Origin of the sequence: Ureaplasma ceti (assembly GCF_040369755.1) — a bacterium.
GTDB lineage: Bacteria > Bacillota_I > Bacilli_A > Mycoplasmatales > Mycoplasmoidaceae > Ureaplasma > Ureaplasma ceti.
The window spans coordinates 20976-36420 of record NZ_BAABQM010000001.1 but is presented as its reverse complement, the minus strand read 5'-3'; the positions used below and the strand labels follow the sequence as shown (position 1 = coordinate 36420).

Below are 15445 nucleotides of genomic sequence, written 5' to 3'. Positions count from 1 at the left end.
TAATAGAAACTGCTATACGTTTTTATTAACGTTTCATTTGATTTAAAGTTATTTACTTCCACACAATCTTTATTTATTAACTACATCGTTTACAGAAGCACTACAAAATTTGTTCATCTGTTCAATACAACATCAACCTTAATTATTTTTATTCCAATATTTATTCTTCTGTAACATAACATTCATTTATCACACAATTTAAACTTAAATCGTTTTGCAGTTTTTATTTCTTTGATAAACAAGATACATAATCGCCGAAGATAGTTATCAATTTTTTTATGACAATATTGACCAAGCAGCAAATCTAACTGAACTGGATTCGCATAAACTAAACCTCTTCTTTAGTTTATTGTCTTCAAATCATTTTTAGAACATAGGATTTAGCAACTACACCCATATCTTAGAACCTTGGTTGCACTTCTATCTTCTAACGAGCCAACCGTGGTTCTTTCGTTATTAATTCATCTCTGTTAATTCAAATAAACCTAGACATAGCATAACCACTTCTTTCTTTGTCACACTCTTTGTAGTTTAATTTAGTAAGCCAAAGATGCTAAATTATTCTGTCTTCACTAAACTAATCCATAGCAGTTTAGTTACCTTAACCATTCTTAATTATTTACATTCAACTTTAGGTTATGTTATTAATTTGTAATTTCTTTTCAATCTTTATTGTGTAACAAACCCTTACGTTTCATTCTTTTAAATTTAACACTTGGATAACAATGTTGCAAGTAAACTATAAAAGTTTACTATCTTCGTTCTTTGACTTATCGAGCTTTACGTTTCTTGTTTATTGCGTTTTTTTGTAACTTATTTCTTAAGCTTTTGTTATGGTGAAACACCGTGTTTGACCGGGAATAAGTTAATCTCACTTTCTCTATGAGGAGCATAATTATTGATCAATTCATAATTTTGCACTTGCTATTAAATCCGGATAAATAACAAAAAATAACTTCGCACTTTGTCGTTAGGGTGTGAAGTTATTTTGTCTATAGTATTAATTTTTCCTTAATGATTATTTGGAAACATCCGATTTGAGGAAGTGTTGAGGGCAATTATAATTAAGAAACAAAAAGCCACTTAGATTAACTAAATAATCTAAGTGGTTGTTTTCTTTTTTTATTTTTTATTTTTTATTATTTGGGTTTAATTGTTTGCCTCTGTTGCCGTTCATTTTTGAGTTTTCTTTGTTGACACCAGAAGTTCCACGATTAGAATTAGCTTGGTTAGCTTTGTGGTTATTGTTTGCCATGATTTCACTTCCTTTCATTGTTAATTTTTTGTTAATAACTAAATTATAGAACTTATCAAGCAATTGTCAAGCACTTTATATATTAGAGTGCTAATTTATATAAAAAATGACTTTTGAAAATTATTAGAATCATATTATGCTTAATACGTTTTTTATGTGTTCAAACAGTTTTATAATAAAAATGTAATGTTATAAAAAGGAATAACAATTACACGCGAAAGGAAAATATATCTACTTTAAGTAGAAGTTACAAATATATGGCACTTATATACTTAAATTCAATACGAAATGATTTATCTGTAAATGATGGTCCCGGTTATAGATTAGTTATCTTTTTACAAGGTTGTGATATACATTGTAAAGGCTGCCAAAATAAATCCATTCAAAATATGAATGATGTTGAGCCAATAGAAGTTTCACAACTAGTAAACCAAATAAGAAATAAGTTAAAAGAGACCGGAAACGTTATAAATAGAATCACGGTTTCCGGAGGAGAACCTTTATTGCAAAAAGACGCTCTTTTAGAATTACTAATAGAATTACAAGATTTAGATATTTGTTTATATACCGGCCACGAACTTAATGAAGTCCCAGAAATTTTTTTCCAATATTTAAATTTTGTCAAAACAGGGCCTTTTATATTAAATTTATTTACTAGAACTAAACCTTTTGTTGGTTCTACTAACCAAACAATGTGAGAAATAGATAAGGAGACATTAGAACCTCATGAATACGAAGCGCAATAGAACTATCCAAGATAATGCTGCCGATAGACAATCATACGTTGGCATTTTGAATAAAAAAGGCGAACAAGCTTACAAAAAAGACATCTTAGCTTCTCTTCCTACAGAGTTAGCTAATTTACATAAAGAAGGTTATATCCATATTCACGATTTAGATGCGTATGGTTTAACTTATAACTGCTTAGGATTTAATCTTTTACAAGGATTCCCCTACAATTCAATTAAAAATTTGCGTTGTGACGCAGAAAAAATTATAAAAACATTCGATTTTCTTAAAGAACTATTTGAAAAAATGGGTAATGAACAATCTGGAGGTATGTCTTTAATTAATTTCGACATAGATTTAGCTCAAATTTTTCAAAAAGTAGGTGTTACTGCATACCAAGAAAATACAATTATCTTTGAATCTTGCATCAGTTCTATGATTAATTGATGTAATGATATGCACACTAGAATGGGTAAAACCTCTTATTACATCACACTTAACGTAGGTTTAGGTACCGACGATTTTTCTCGTTTCTTAACCAAGACTCTATTACAAGAATTTAAAACATCAAGAAACGACGTATACAAACCAAATATTGTATTTAAAGTTAAAAAAGGAATTAACTTAGAACCAGACACAATTAATCACGATTTATTAAAAGAAGCTTTAAAAACTACTGCAATTAAAATGATTCCTACATATTTATTCTGCGATTGTGAAGAAGATGCACCTTATGATCCCTATACTTTAGGTATTATTGGATGCAGATCAAGAATTATGAGTAATATTTTCAGAGAAGAACAAGGTTGCATAGGTCGTGGTAATTTAGCTAATATTTCTATGAATATTGTGAAATTAGCTCTACAAACCGATAAAGAATGTTCTGGTTGTAGCATCTCAGATAAAGTTAAAGTTTTCGTTGAAAAATTACGTTCTTTAATGGATAAAACTACAGAAATTTTGTTAGATAGATTTGATAAAACTATTAATTTAGGTACAAACTATTTCCCAACTATTGCTGAATTCCCTATTATGATGCAAGACATTAAAGAAACAGGTGTTCAAGAAAATTTAAAACAATTTAGTTTATCACTTGGATATATTGGTCTAAGTGAAACAGTCGAAATTTTAACTGGATCTAAATTTTGAAATAATGATCAAGATACTTATAAAATCGCTTATGATATCGTTAAAACTATGAGAGAACAAGTAGACTCATACACCGAAAAATATCATATTAATTTCTCTTTATTAGCAACTGCAGGCGAACTAATTAGTGGTAGATTTTTAGAATGTGATAAACAATCTTTCAATCACCCAGTCTTCGAAAAAGGTTTTTACACTAATTCCTTCCATGTCAATGTCGACTCATTATTACCAGCATTTAAAAAGATTCAATTAGAAGCTCCGTTCCATACTTTATCTAATGGGGGCAGCATTACATATGTTGAATTAAAAGAAGCTCCGTTAAACAATTGGTTAGCGTTATACGATTTAATTAAATTTACAGCTATAACAGAAGTTCATTATTTAGGCTTTAATTTCCCATTAGATATTTGCAACGATTGCAATACCAAAGGTATCTTCGATTCTTGTAGCAATTGTTCTAGCAAAAACATCAAAAGAATTAGACGTGTCTCAGGCTATTTAGAAATTCAAGATGGTTTTACTAGTGGTAAATATAACGAATCTTTATTAAGAAAAGTTAATAAATAATGAAGCATATTTCTATTGAAGGTATGGATGGTGTTGGTAAAACCACCATCTGCAACTTACTCCAACAGCAATTACAATGGAGTTTTGTTGAACAACCACTACATTTATTATTCGATGAGTCGGATAATAACAGAACAATCTACAAAAAAATCCGTGATGAAATTAATAAGAACCCTAACCGGAATTTATCTGCATGATTTTATGGATTAGGCTCTTTATATATGTACGACCGTTACAAAGATACTAACATTATTACTGACCGTCACTTAGCTTCTAATTATGCTTGAGGCGGAGAAACATGTAATTTAGATATTTTTAGTTTACTGTTACATAAAATTCCTGTACCTAACTTAACCGTAATTTTAAGAGCGCAACAAAGCACTATTGAAAAGCGTCTTCTCAATAGAAATCGTCAAGATAGTGATTTATCCAAAACAGAAAAAACTAATTACATTTATCAAAAAATGGAAGCATTCTGTAAGGATTTTCAGTTGCCTTATATCATAATCGATACAGACGAATTAACACCAGAACAAATTGTGCATCAAATTATAGCGTGTTTAAAGGAAAGGGAAATTATTGAATGGAATTAATTAATAACGAAATTAATGTGTCTAAACAATTTAAGTTTGTCGCTTTGTATTCCGCTTTAGATTTTTTTGAAGAAGAAAAGATCAATGAATTTATCAAATCTTATTCTAACGGACAACAAATAGTTATTCATGCCGACCAAAATACCTTCAAAGTGAACAATTTCTTAGAACTCAATTTAATTCAAGAAAAAGATTTTGTTCTATTAGAATTTTTGGATTATTGGTTTCAACATGGTCACTTACTACAAGACTTGGTCATAACTAATGACTGAATTCTTTTGAACCAAGAATATAAACTATATTTTGATAAATGGGGCAAATCCGTACCAAATCTAAAATCTGAAGAATTTTTTTATAAATCTAGATTGTACAACGGCTTAATAGAAAGACAAATCTTTTTCCAACAAAATAATCAATTTGTACAAAACGAATATTTGTTAGACACATGACCATTGAAGTTCGAGCAACAAGAATCTGATAACCTAGAATACAATCATGATGAATTCGTTTACGATAACAACAAACTACTTAAATATTGTGGTAGCAAAAATAGTGTAATTGTTCCTAAGGGTACTAAACATTTAGATACTTTATGCTTTTATGATAATCACAATATCCAAAAGGTCATTTTACCCGAAGGATTAATTTCTATTGGTGGAGACGCATTTTTTAATTGCGTTAATTTAGAAAGCATCAATTTACCCAGCTCTTTAACCACTTTAGGTAACAATCCCTTTGCTGGCTGCCGTAAATTAAAACTTATAAATAATTCGCAAAATTTTCAGTTAGTAGAAAATTTACTTTATAACAAACTTTTAAACCGGGTGATTTGTTGTCAATCATTAGAAGAAGAAGTGGATTTAACCTTACTAAAATCTACTAAAGTTATTGGTAAACATTGTTTTTATAACTGTAATAAAATCAAAAAATTGGTGCTCAATGATAATTTAAAAAGAATTGAAAACAATCCGTTTAGCGCTGCTGTTAACATGGTATTAACTAACACAAATCATGATAAAAATTTTATTGTCGGTAATTTTCAAATCTTAAATAATAGTGTATACAGTAAAGACGCTAAAGTATTGTATTCTGTTTTAAGTAACCAAATTAATCCTGTTTATTACTGTCCAGAATCATTAGAATCTATCTCCAGAAACTCTTTTTACGGTATTGAAAAAGTAAGCAAAATTATCTTCAACCATAACTTAAAAGACATTGGTTACAATCCGTTTGTTAATATGAATGAAAATTTAGAATTTGTATCTCATTCTCCTAACTTTGTTGTGAAAGATGGAATGTTATACAATAGTGATTTAACCAAATTAATTTGTTGTCCTGTTCATGAAGCTCAAGGCCATATCACTTTATTAGAGTCAGTGAAAGAACTAGAAAGAGGTTGTTTTGCAAGTTGCAAGAATTTAACCTCTATCGATTTAGGTAATGTAACAGTAATTGAAAAGAATTCTTTTATTAACTGTCAGAATTTAACTGAAATTTATTGCAGTGATTTAATTAAATATATTTCTCAATGAGCATTTGCTTATTGTTCTCATTTGCAACAAGCAAGCATATCAAAAAAAACTAATGTTCATAACAGTGCCTTTTTACACAGTCCCACTAAAGTCTTAACAAGATCAACAGCTGATAACTATTTAATTAACTCTGATAACTATTACACCTTACAAAGTTTGTTAATTAATTTTGAAAATAAGATTGATTCAATAATTATTGACCCACCTTATAATTCCAAAATTGATTACATTGGTTATGAAGACAACATTCAAAATTATTCACAGTTTATGAAAACTAGAATTGAATTAGCTCATAAATTACTATCTGAGACAGGTTTTTTGGTAATTAATATTGACGATGGTGAATATCAATTACTGTACAATTTATGCCAGTTAGTGTTTGGTAACGACTTAGTTTCTTTACATCAATGAAAGAAAAAACACCCTTGATTTGACACTAATAGAGTTGTGTTAAATCCTCATAAACTCCAAACTGATTACGAATATATTATCATTTGTAAAAAGAGTAAAAGTAGTGTGCTTCATCAATTAAAAAAACCTTACTTAGTGAATAACGAATTATTCGAAGAATGAGCTACTGTTCCAAACATCTTTGATTGTTTCGGTACTACTTCGTCTGCTAAAGACGAAATTGCTGCAGATTTTGGCGACCGAACTTACTTCTCTACACCTAAACCTATTAAATTAATTAAAGAATTAATCAGAGCCACTACAACTCCTAATTCAACCGTTATGGATTTCTTTGCTGGTTCAGGCACGTTAGGTGTAGCTACTAATGCGTTAAACCAAGAAGATAACGGTAATAGACGGTTCATTTTAGTCACAAATAATGAAGATAATATTTGTGAACACGTGACACACCAAAGATTAATAAAACATCATATTGTTTTTAATTACTTAAAAACAATCCCTAATAATTAAAATAACTTTTAATTATAAATTCTCACATAAACGATATGTGAGAATTTTATTATTAAAAAATACTCAAAAAAGGAACACTACAATGTCAACAAAAAAGTTAATTGATCATTTAAATAACAAAAAGACCACTTCTAAAAAGTTTAATGAATATTTCATACAATTATGAAATGAATGTAACAAAAATATAGAGACGTTAAAATTAAATATTTCATTAATAACAAGAAAAGGAGCAATAAACAGTATTATAAGCGGTGTCTTAAATTCTGAAACATTTAAACAATCCAATTCTAATGAACAAATCTCCAAAATTAAACAAATATTAAAAAATTCTTTAAACACTTCAACAAACAATTCTCAACCAGTATCTACAAGTATCAATTTTGATGATTATTTAAAAGAGTTAAATAAGTCTAATGTAAAATTTCCTAAAGTTGAATCTATTTTCAACGATCTAAAAACATCTTTTAATGATTCAGATAATAAAGAGAAGATAAAACAATTGATAACTCAAATAACATCAAATAGAGCAATTAGGCTACTAAGAAGTACTTATTTAACCAAGAAAAGAAAAAACAAAAATAAAGAATATTGCACATTTTTAATCGACACTCTAGATGAATATTTTGATGAAAACAACGAACTAAAAAGCTTATCTAACTCTTTAAATACAGAAAATAGCAATCAAACTACTGAAAAAATTGCGCCAGAATCATCTGCAGATAGCATTATTTCAGAATCAACGAGTGAAGCTCCTAAACTTAGTGAATTTAGTGTTATCCCTAATGATATGAACTATAAATTCTTCATTTGAATCAATGAAGCCAAAGAAATTTATAACCATTCACGTAAATCAGCTTTAATCTTACTGAGAAACTCTTTGGAAAAATTAATTTATGATTTTGCTTTAAAATTACAAAATTTAAATGTTATCAAATCTTTGCCTAACGAAAAATTATTTAACGTTAATTTATGCAAGGGTGTTATAACAGATTCCTCAATAAATAAAATTAATGGTTTGTGATCAAATCTAAGTAACTATGCACACCCATTCCACGAAGACTTAAACACCGAACAAATTGATTCACTATTTTTAGACGTTAATAATCAGTTATTAAATCTTCATACTAACTTAGTAAAAATCTGTAATAAATATGAATTACGTAATAATATTTCTAAAATATTAGAGCACTATAAAACTATTTACGAAGAACACGAACAGTCATTGCAACAGGCTCATGACGTTATTTAATTAGTAAAAAATAATAATTCTTACACATAAACTCGCGTATTTTTCAAGAGCTACGCGAGTTTTTTTCTCCTTTTTAAAACAAACTGAATTATTTTTAGAAAAAGTAGTTCAATTCTACATTGCTTCTCACCAAAACCAATTTAATTCAGTATTAAAATTTTAATTAAGGGCTATGAAATAGCTCTCAATTAAGAAAAATAAATAAGGAGGAAAATAAATGTCTCCAAAACAAAAAAATTTTAATGCACAAAACATGCCAGACACTGAATGCATTAATCGTATGCACAAAAAACTGAAAGATGCACAAGAGTGCAAAAGTTTAATGAAAAGATTAGTTAGCTTACACGCAATCGATACAGAATATCAATATTTAATTGATAATCTAAGTGACATTGAAATAGCTAAAAACTTAAACGTTATCTTGGATAAATATTTAGAAAGCAATAGTGTTGATAAAACTTCTCTTGGTTTTAAGTTGTTATACAACGCTTTAGCTGAAAAAGCTAATTTCTTAAATAAAGGTACCAAAGTTAACAGACTTTATCAGTTATACGAAATTAAAACTCGTCCAGTTACTCAAGAAAATACAGTTCATAGTATAGATGTAGAACCAACCAACAAGTCTTCTACATGTAAACTAAAAAAACCTGTAGTCAATAAAGAAATAGTAAGACAAGCTAAAGAACATCCTAGTCTTATCTGACGCGACTTAAATAGTGGCTGTAGTACTTGTGATGAATGATTCAAAGAAGCACAAGCCATTCACCAATTATCTCCCAAAGCAACCCTAATGTTGTTTAGAAGTATTTTAGAAAAAGTTATCAGAGATTTCTGTTTCTATTTAAGAGAACATGAAGTCTTACCTAAAAGTGAATTAAATATCAACAATACTTTCTTATTAAATTTATGTAAGCATATTTTTGATGAAACTTTTAGTTTAGAGGTTTATTCATTGTGAGCCGAACTAAGTAGTTACACTCACGTAATTCACCCGGTTTTAAAGAAAAATGATGAAGAAACAACAAAATTAGTATTAGGTTACCGTGATACTTTGTGAGAAATTGTAGATGTTGTTTCTAGTCATAAAAATTCAATGTTATTAAAAATCTTAATCGAAAAGAACAAAGAATTAATGGCAATGAAAAATACTGTACAAGAATTAAGTGAACAAGTTCAAACATTACAAGCGCAAATAAAAACCGCTTGTCATAACAATCCTGCTAAAGATTGTCAATGCACTTGTCACGAAGAAACTGAACATTTAAACGTTCAAACAATTTGTACTAACCCTATCTTATCTTTAACCAATAAAGAAGACATTAATGATGATTCCATTACTTTAGAAGCAGAAGTTGCAGAACAAAGTGATGCACAAGAAAGTTGCCAAGATGATTTCTTGTCTGAAATGACCAATGAAGTCTTAAGTAACTTAGAAGAAACTGTTGAACCTACAGTTCAACTAACTGAGTCACAAGTCCAAAAAGAAGACTCTAAGAAATTATCTAAGTTAGACCAATTTTTTCTAAAAATTGAAAATAATAATCACATTAAAGAAACGACCACTCCACCAAGAAATGTCGCTATTCAACTAAAAAATAAAATTAACCGCGAAAATAACGCTAAAAAAAGATAAGGTATAAAAAATCCTCCTCGTTGTATTACAAACAACAAGGAGTTTTTCTTTCTTACAAATTAATCCATTAGAGCTAATAAAGTATCATCCAATAAATCTAGGTTATTAACCCGTAAATAACCGTCTACAATTTGACAATTAATTAACCGGTCTTTATAAAATTCGTAAGCAGCTTTATATGGTTCTTGGTTTAATGGTAAACCCGCTGATAATCTTAAACCCATCATTAAGATTTGGAAGTACCAATCTTTATCAGATACCTTTTCTACTTCAGCGACAGGTTCTGGAATTTTATTAGTAATTACATAAGAATGTTGGTGTTCAAATCCACTAGCACCATAACCGAGTGCTTTTCAGTCGCGACTTAACCAGTAACACTTATTGTGCTGTGATTCATATTCAGGTGCTAAACATCAGTTAGAAACTTCATAGCGGTGGTAACCTAATTCTTGGAACTTTTGTTCGATATATTCCATTTGGTCTTCTTCTTTATCTAAGTCCAAGTGGTATTTACTTTTGGTCATAATAGAATTAGGTTTCAGTTCTAGTGCGTAAAACGATACATGCTTAATGTTATTTTTATGAACAAAGTTAAAAATATCATCTAAATCAGCATATGTTTCGTTGGGTAAATTATAAATAAAATCTAAACTTACATTGGTTAAGTCATTTTGATACAACAGGTCAATGGCTTGTTGAATATGATCAGCGTTGTGCTCTCTTCTTAAAATTTTTAAAGTTTTATTGTTTAAAATCTGTGCACCCAGTGACACTCTGTTTAAGCCATACTTTTTATAAACATCAATTTGGGTTTGGGTTACTAAGTCTGGGTTACATTCAATTGTAAATTCGTAGTTATTAGTATCATCTAAATATTGTTGTAGACACTCTAATAACTTCGCTAGTAAATCATCAGGTAAATGATTAGGAGTGCCACCCCCTAAATAAATAGTGGTGTATTGGTGAGGAACAGAAGTTAACTGGATTTGACGAATCAAGTCATTCACAAAATTTTGCATTAATTCATAACTATTTGTCTTGATACGTTTAAAATCACAGAATGTGCAGATTTGGTTGCAGAACGGAATGTGAAGGTATAAATGTTTAGTCATAGTAAAATTCTTGCACTTTGGCAAAGATTTCTTCAAGGTCATCTTTTTCAAATTCAAAGACTAATTTATCTGGGAATTTGTTGTTACATCAGGTCAATTGTCTCTTTGCTAATTGACGCGTTTTTTGTTTTAATTTTTCTGTATCCACTGGAGTATGGTTCAAAATGCTGTTTGCAATTTCTTGGTAACCAATTGCTTTAAAGCATAGTGACTCAATGATCGCTGGATCTTTTTCAATTAACTGTTGGATTTCTTCCATCCAGTTGTTTTCACTAAAGAATCTGTCAAACCGTGCGTTAATTTTGTCATAAAGCACTTGTCTGTCTTTTGTTACCATAATAATTAACGGTTTATACACCGGTTTATTATTTTGCAAATCAGTTACAGATTTAGGAATATTGTTATTTGCCTTTAATAAAGCAACACATCTAAATAGCCGTTTGTAATTGTTAGGACCGATTTTTTCAGCCGACACCGGATCATACTTTAACACATAGGCATATAATTCTTCAATAGTTCAGTTAGCAATTTCTGTTTCATATGGAGTAGTATCAATCGATAAATCATAACCATTAATAATCGCATCTGTATATAAATGACTGCCACCACATAAAATGGGTAAACGTTGGCGTTGGACGATCTCGTCATAGGCATTATCAAACGCTTTTTGGAAATGAGCAATACTTCATTCTTCGTTTCAAGAAATTAAATTAACTAAATGATAATCATATTTTTCAATCTCTTCTTGAGTAGGTTTATTAATCCCGGCACTAATTTCTTTATAAACTTGGTAAGCATCACCATTAATAACTGAACCTTGAAAACGTTCAGCAATTAAATGCGCTAACCGTGATTTTTTAGCTGCGGTAGGACCGATAATAATAATTAATTTTTTCTCTGGTTGCATAAAGACTTCCTTATAATTGAATTTATGAAAATAATTGCACAAGAACACAATAATCTCTACGAAATTAAAAAATCTAAATTTTTAGGTTTTAATTTTTACGTAGAATCTGTCGCAGACTGTGAAGCGATTCTAAATGACTTAAGAACGCAATTTTATGATGCCACTCACATCTGCTACGCTTACATCTTAAACGAATCTCAATCAGTTCAAAAATATAGCGATGATGGTGAACCTAGTGGTACCGCCGGTTATCCTCTACTCTCTTTATTACTTAAAAATGAATTAACTAATATTTTAGTAGTGGTGGTTCGGTACTACGGAGGCATCAAGTTAGGTGCTGGCGGTTTATTACGTGCTTACACCAAAACAATTTCTAGTTTATTTCAAGAGTGCGAACTCCTAAATTTTGTAAAGTATTACTATTACGAAATTCAGTTTGACTACAACGACACAAAAACCATTGAATACTGAATCAATAGCAACCACTACACTATTTTAGATAAACAATATGGTGAAGATGTCATATTTGAAATAAAATGTGATGTTGAAATAACACCACATTCGTTATTAAAAAAACTGGTTCAAAAATAATTTAATTTTAAGAATGATATTTTTTAACAAGTAATAAAACAATCGCAACGATTGCACCAATACATAAAATAAACATTACAGAAACAATTAACAATTTATGAGAGAGCTTCAGCTCTCTCTCTTTTTTTACTTCGGGTTCTTGTGTTAATTTCTTTTTCGTTTTTGTGTATCTTTGTGCTTGTTTTTCCATAAAATTAAACCCTTTTTAAAATCCCAATGCCATCATCTAAATCTAAAAATTTAAAACTTCAATTTGGCAATCTTTGTAATCATAAAACAAAGTCATCTAACTTTTTAATTAGATTATTTTGGTTTTTAGAACGTAATTCTTCTGGAATTTGTCTAATCTTGTTTAAGAATAAATTATCGATAACAATAATCCCGTTAGGATTTAAATATTCAATGTAATGAGTAATTAAATTTTCTTGGTGTGACTTAGGTCCATCAATAAAAATTAAATCAAATTTAGTTTCAGGTTCATAAGTAAAAGCATCACCTAACACTAAATGTAAATTGTCGTGGTGCACGTATTGTTTCGCTAGAACATGGTTAGCTTCGTTTTTTTCAATGGTAGTAATGTTAGTTAATTGTGGAATTTGAATTCATAGACTAGCAGAATAACCGTATGCAGTACCCACTTCAAACAATGAATGAAAATTATTTTCTAAAATAATTTTTTCGATAAGAAACGCAGTTTGGTCTCTGATGATCGGAATATTATCTTGTAAACATAAGTCTAATAAGACTTGGTTATTATTTAGATTCATTACTAATACCGTAGTTATTTTGTAATCAATTTAAGAAATCGTTGCTAGCAGCTGTAGAACTAGCTTCTAAGTTAGTTGATTCCACGTGATCAGCTAATAATTGTGGTTTAAAAGCAGTGAAGAATTGGTTACTTTGAGTTGTCGCTGCTGTACTTGAACTCGATGAGTCACTAGATCCGTTAAACGAACCAGTATAGTTGCTACAGATGTTGCCATCCTTGTAACCAATGATAATTCCTGATGAACCACTCACGTCTTTTACATTTTTAAATCTTTTGTTTACGAAGTTTACTGCGTTTTGGAATTCAGTTGCGTATTTATCAGTTCTAAAGTAAGTCGTTTTACCTTCTCAGTTAATGTAAGTTTTACCAGGGGCAAAACTTCATTCTGGGGCCGAAATAGCTCACGCATGTTGTTGTCTTTGTTGTCTTGTTAGTTTATCACTACTCATGTCATAAGCTTTTCAAGTTTTCACTTGGTTGTTGTAGTTTAATTGTTCTTTGTAAACAGCTGGCGTTAAGACATCTTGCATCATTAAGACTTGAGGTCTTACTTGTAGCGTATTAATTTGGTTTAACGCTTGGCCAAAATAACCGTTTAACTGTAAGTTTTGGTTAGCTTCAAATGACATCGGTGAAGCATTATTAGCACCGTATAAGAACTCGTTGTTTGAAGTATAAGCTTGACTACCTAAGTAAATAAAGTACGTTCCATGGTTGATTTTAGTAGTCCCTAAAACAGCTTCTTTAAAGCTAACATTCACAGCTCCCATATCTAAAGCATTCATCATTAAAGAACCGTGTGCGTTAGGTTGAAAATTGTATAATTTTGGATTGTTACCTTGTACATTAACGTAGGCTGGGACACAAACAGCAGTGGCCACGATACCAGTTGTTAATGCGATTGATCCGATTGTAATAAGAATTGATTTTTTAATTGCCATAATATGTGTTATTTTAACATAGTAAAAGAAGATTATTATATATACTAGTTGTGGTTTAAAATAATATAAGTTACGCAATGGTGTCCTGATTCCTTTACCCTTCATTCCACCATTGTGAAAAAATGTCAGACATTTTTTTAATCAATAATGTTTAAAGAATTAATTTTTTTAAACTCAATATTTCTATATCAAAAAGTAAAGGTTAGGGACAAAATATGACACCAACACAAGCTAAAAGAGTGGTTGTGGGTTTATCTGGTGGGGTAGACTCAGCCGTATCAGCTTATCTACTAAAACAACAAGGCTATGAAGTCATTGGCTTGTTTATGCAAAACTGAGATTCAACCGCAAATTATGAAAATAACTACGAATCTAAATACGATGTTTGTGATGCGGAAATTGATTTTCAAGCTGCTGAAGCGGTAGCTAAATTCTTAGACATTCCGTTATACAGACAACAATTTATTAAAGAATATTGAGACGATGTCTTCCAATATTTCTTATACGAATACCAACACAACAGAACGCCGAACCCTGATGTATTATGTAACAAACACATTAAATTTGAAGCGTTCCAAAAATACGCTTTAAAAGAATTTAACTGTGATTATATCGCAATGGGTCACTATGCCAAGATTAGACACTACGATAATTATTCGGAACTAATGTTGTGTAAAGACCAAAACAAAGACCAAACTTATTTTTTATGTCACTTAAGTCAAGAACAATTAAAAAGAGCATTGTTCCCATTAGAAGATTTAACTAAAGAAGAAGTTAGAGAATTAGCTCGTAAGGTAGGTTTACCTAATGCTGAAAAGAAAGACTCGACTGGTATTTGTTTTATCGGTGAAAGAAACTTTAGAAAATTCTTAAGTAACTACTTACCAAACCAAGTAGGTGATATTGTAGATATCACTACTAACCAAGTTATTGGACACCATAATGGTGTTATGTACTATACTTTAGGACAAAGAAAAGGTTTAGGCTTAGGCGGTCAAAAAGAAAAGTACTTTGTTTGTAAAAAAGACATTGATAACAAAATTTTATATGTGGCACCTGATTCACTAGAAGAAGAATATTTAGATTCTGCTCACTTAATCATTAATGAATTTAACTGAATTACTAAACCAACAGATTTCCATGGTATCCAAGCTAGATTTAGACACCGTCAAGTGTTACAAAACGTTAGTGTAGAACTACACGATAATCAAGTAGAAGTCTTTTATGACAAACAAAAAAATATTGCTCCTGGACAATACTGCGTTTTATACCAAAACGGTATCTGTTTAGGTGGAGGAGCAATCGACAAAGTTTTAAAACAATAACATTATTAAAACTGAACGTATAACTATAATTTATATATAAAAGGGGTTTGTGGGTCCTCCACAAATCTCTTTTTTTACGTATTTCTGTAATAAATTAGCACTTTTATATGTAGAGTGCTAAAAATGTGCTATACTATACTTACCGATAAAAGTATAACGAAACATAAAAATT

14 protein-coding genes are annotated in these 15445 nt (G+C 29.9%); 8 read left to right on the top strand and 6 right to left on the bottom strand.

What is annotated here, in order from left to right; all coding sequences use genetic code 4:
• Positions 1–1129: 1129 nt before the first annotated feature.
• Positions 1130–1255, bottom strand: coding sequence for a hypothetical protein (locus tag ABWU82_RS00100; RefSeq protein ID WP_353289476.1), 126 nt, complete (start codon positions 1253–1255; stop codon positions 1130–1132).
• Between the two features lie 257 nt (positions 1256–1512).
• Between ABWU82_RS00100 and ABWU82_RS00095 the strand changes: the two genes are divergently transcribed.
• The 6 genes from ABWU82_RS00095 (at position 1513) to ABWU82_RS00070 (ending at position 9628) form a co-directional block, all read left to right on the top strand.
• A complete protein-coding gene (locus tag ABWU82_RS00095; protein WP_353289475.1) occupies positions 1513–2001 on the top strand; it encodes a 4Fe-4S single cluster domain-containing protein in 489 nt (162 codons plus the stop codon).
• Complete coding sequence (gene nrdD, locus ABWU82_RS00090) at positions 1982–3700, top strand: anaerobic ribonucleoside-triphosphate reductase (RefSeq protein ID WP_353289474.1); 1719 nt, start codon at positions 1982–1984, stop codon at positions 3698–3700. Before ABWU82_RS00095 ends, nrdD begins: the two co-directional genes overlap by 20 nt.
• Positions 3700–4293 carry a dTMP kinase gene (locus ABWU82_RS00085; protein ID WP_353289473.1) on the top strand — a complete coding sequence of 198 codons (594 nt, stop codon included), beginning with the start codon at positions 3700–3702 and terminating at the stop codon, positions 4291–4293. Before nrdD ends, ABWU82_RS00085 begins: the two co-directional genes overlap by 1 nt.
• Entirely contained in the window at positions 4284–6746 is a 2463-nt protein-coding gene (locus ABWU82_RS00080; protein ID WP_353289472.1) for a leucine-rich repeat protein, read from the top strand. The genes ABWU82_RS00085 and ABWU82_RS00080 overlap by 10 nt, the downstream gene beginning before the upstream one ends.
• An 82-nt stretch (positions 6747–6828) precedes the next feature.
• Positions 6829–7995: a hypothetical protein gene (locus tag ABWU82_RS00075; RefSeq protein WP_353289471.1), complete on the top strand. Its 1167-nt coding sequence runs from the start codon at positions 6829–6831 to the stop codon at positions 7993–7995.
• Positions 7996–8212: 217 nt separating this feature from the next.
• Positions 8213–9628, top strand: coding sequence for a hypothetical protein (locus ABWU82_RS00070; protein ID WP_353289470.1), 1416 nt, complete (start codon positions 8213–8215; stop codon positions 9626–9628).
• 59 nt (positions 9629–9687) lie between these two features.
• Here ABWU82_RS00070 and hemW read toward each other — a convergent pair whose 3' ends face one another.
• Entirely contained in the window at positions 9688–10740 is a 1053-nt protein-coding gene (hemW, locus tag ABWU82_RS00065; protein WP_353289469.1) for a radical SAM family heme chaperone HemW, read from the bottom strand.
• A complete protein-coding gene (gene miaA, locus ABWU82_RS00060) occupies positions 10733–11647 on the bottom strand; it encodes a tRNA (adenosine(37)-N6)-dimethylallyltransferase MiaA (RefSeq protein WP_353289468.1) in 915 nt (304 codons plus the stop codon). The genes hemW and miaA overlap by 8 nt, the downstream gene beginning before the upstream one ends.
• 24 nt (positions 11648–11671) lie before the next feature.
• Between miaA and ABWU82_RS00055 the strand changes: the two genes are divergently transcribed.
• The gene (locus ABWU82_RS00055) at positions 11672–12238 is read left to right on the top strand and encodes an IMPACT family protein (protein ID WP_353289467.1); all 567 of its coding nucleotides are present in this window, start codon (positions 11672–11674) and stop codon (positions 12236–12238) included.
• Between the two features lie 7 nt (positions 12239–12245).
• Here ABWU82_RS00055 and ABWU82_RS00050 read toward each other — a convergent pair whose 3' ends face one another.
• Genes ABWU82_RS00050 through ABWU82_RS00040 form a run of 3 tightly spaced genes read right to left on the bottom strand, consistent with a single transcriptional unit; the run spans position 12246 to position 13948 of the window.
• Positions 12246–12428, bottom strand: coding sequence for a hypothetical protein (locus tag ABWU82_RS00050; protein WP_353289466.1), 183 nt, complete (start codon positions 12426–12428; stop codon positions 12246–12248).
• 4 nt (positions 12429–12432) lie between these two features.
• A complete protein-coding gene (locus tag ABWU82_RS00045) occupies positions 12433–13005 on the bottom strand; it encodes an O-methyltransferase (RefSeq protein ID WP_353289465.1) in 573 nt (190 codons plus the stop codon).
• Positions 12992–13948 (bottom strand): DUF6856 family protein, encoded by a 957-nt coding sequence (locus ABWU82_RS00040; protein WP_353289464.1) that lies wholly within the window; start codon positions 13946–13948, stop codon positions 12992–12994. The genes ABWU82_RS00045 and ABWU82_RS00040 overlap by 14 nt, the downstream gene beginning before the upstream one ends.
• Before the next feature lie 215 nt (positions 13949–14163).
• On the opposite strand from ABWU82_RS00040, the gene mnmA reads away from it, so the two are divergent.
• Positions 14164–15273 (top strand): tRNA 2-thiouridine(34) synthase MnmA, encoded by a 1110-nt coding sequence (gene mnmA, locus ABWU82_RS00035; protein ID WP_353289463.1) that lies wholly within the window; start codon positions 14164–14166, stop codon positions 15271–15273.
• Positions 15274–15445: the final 172 nt, after the last annotated feature.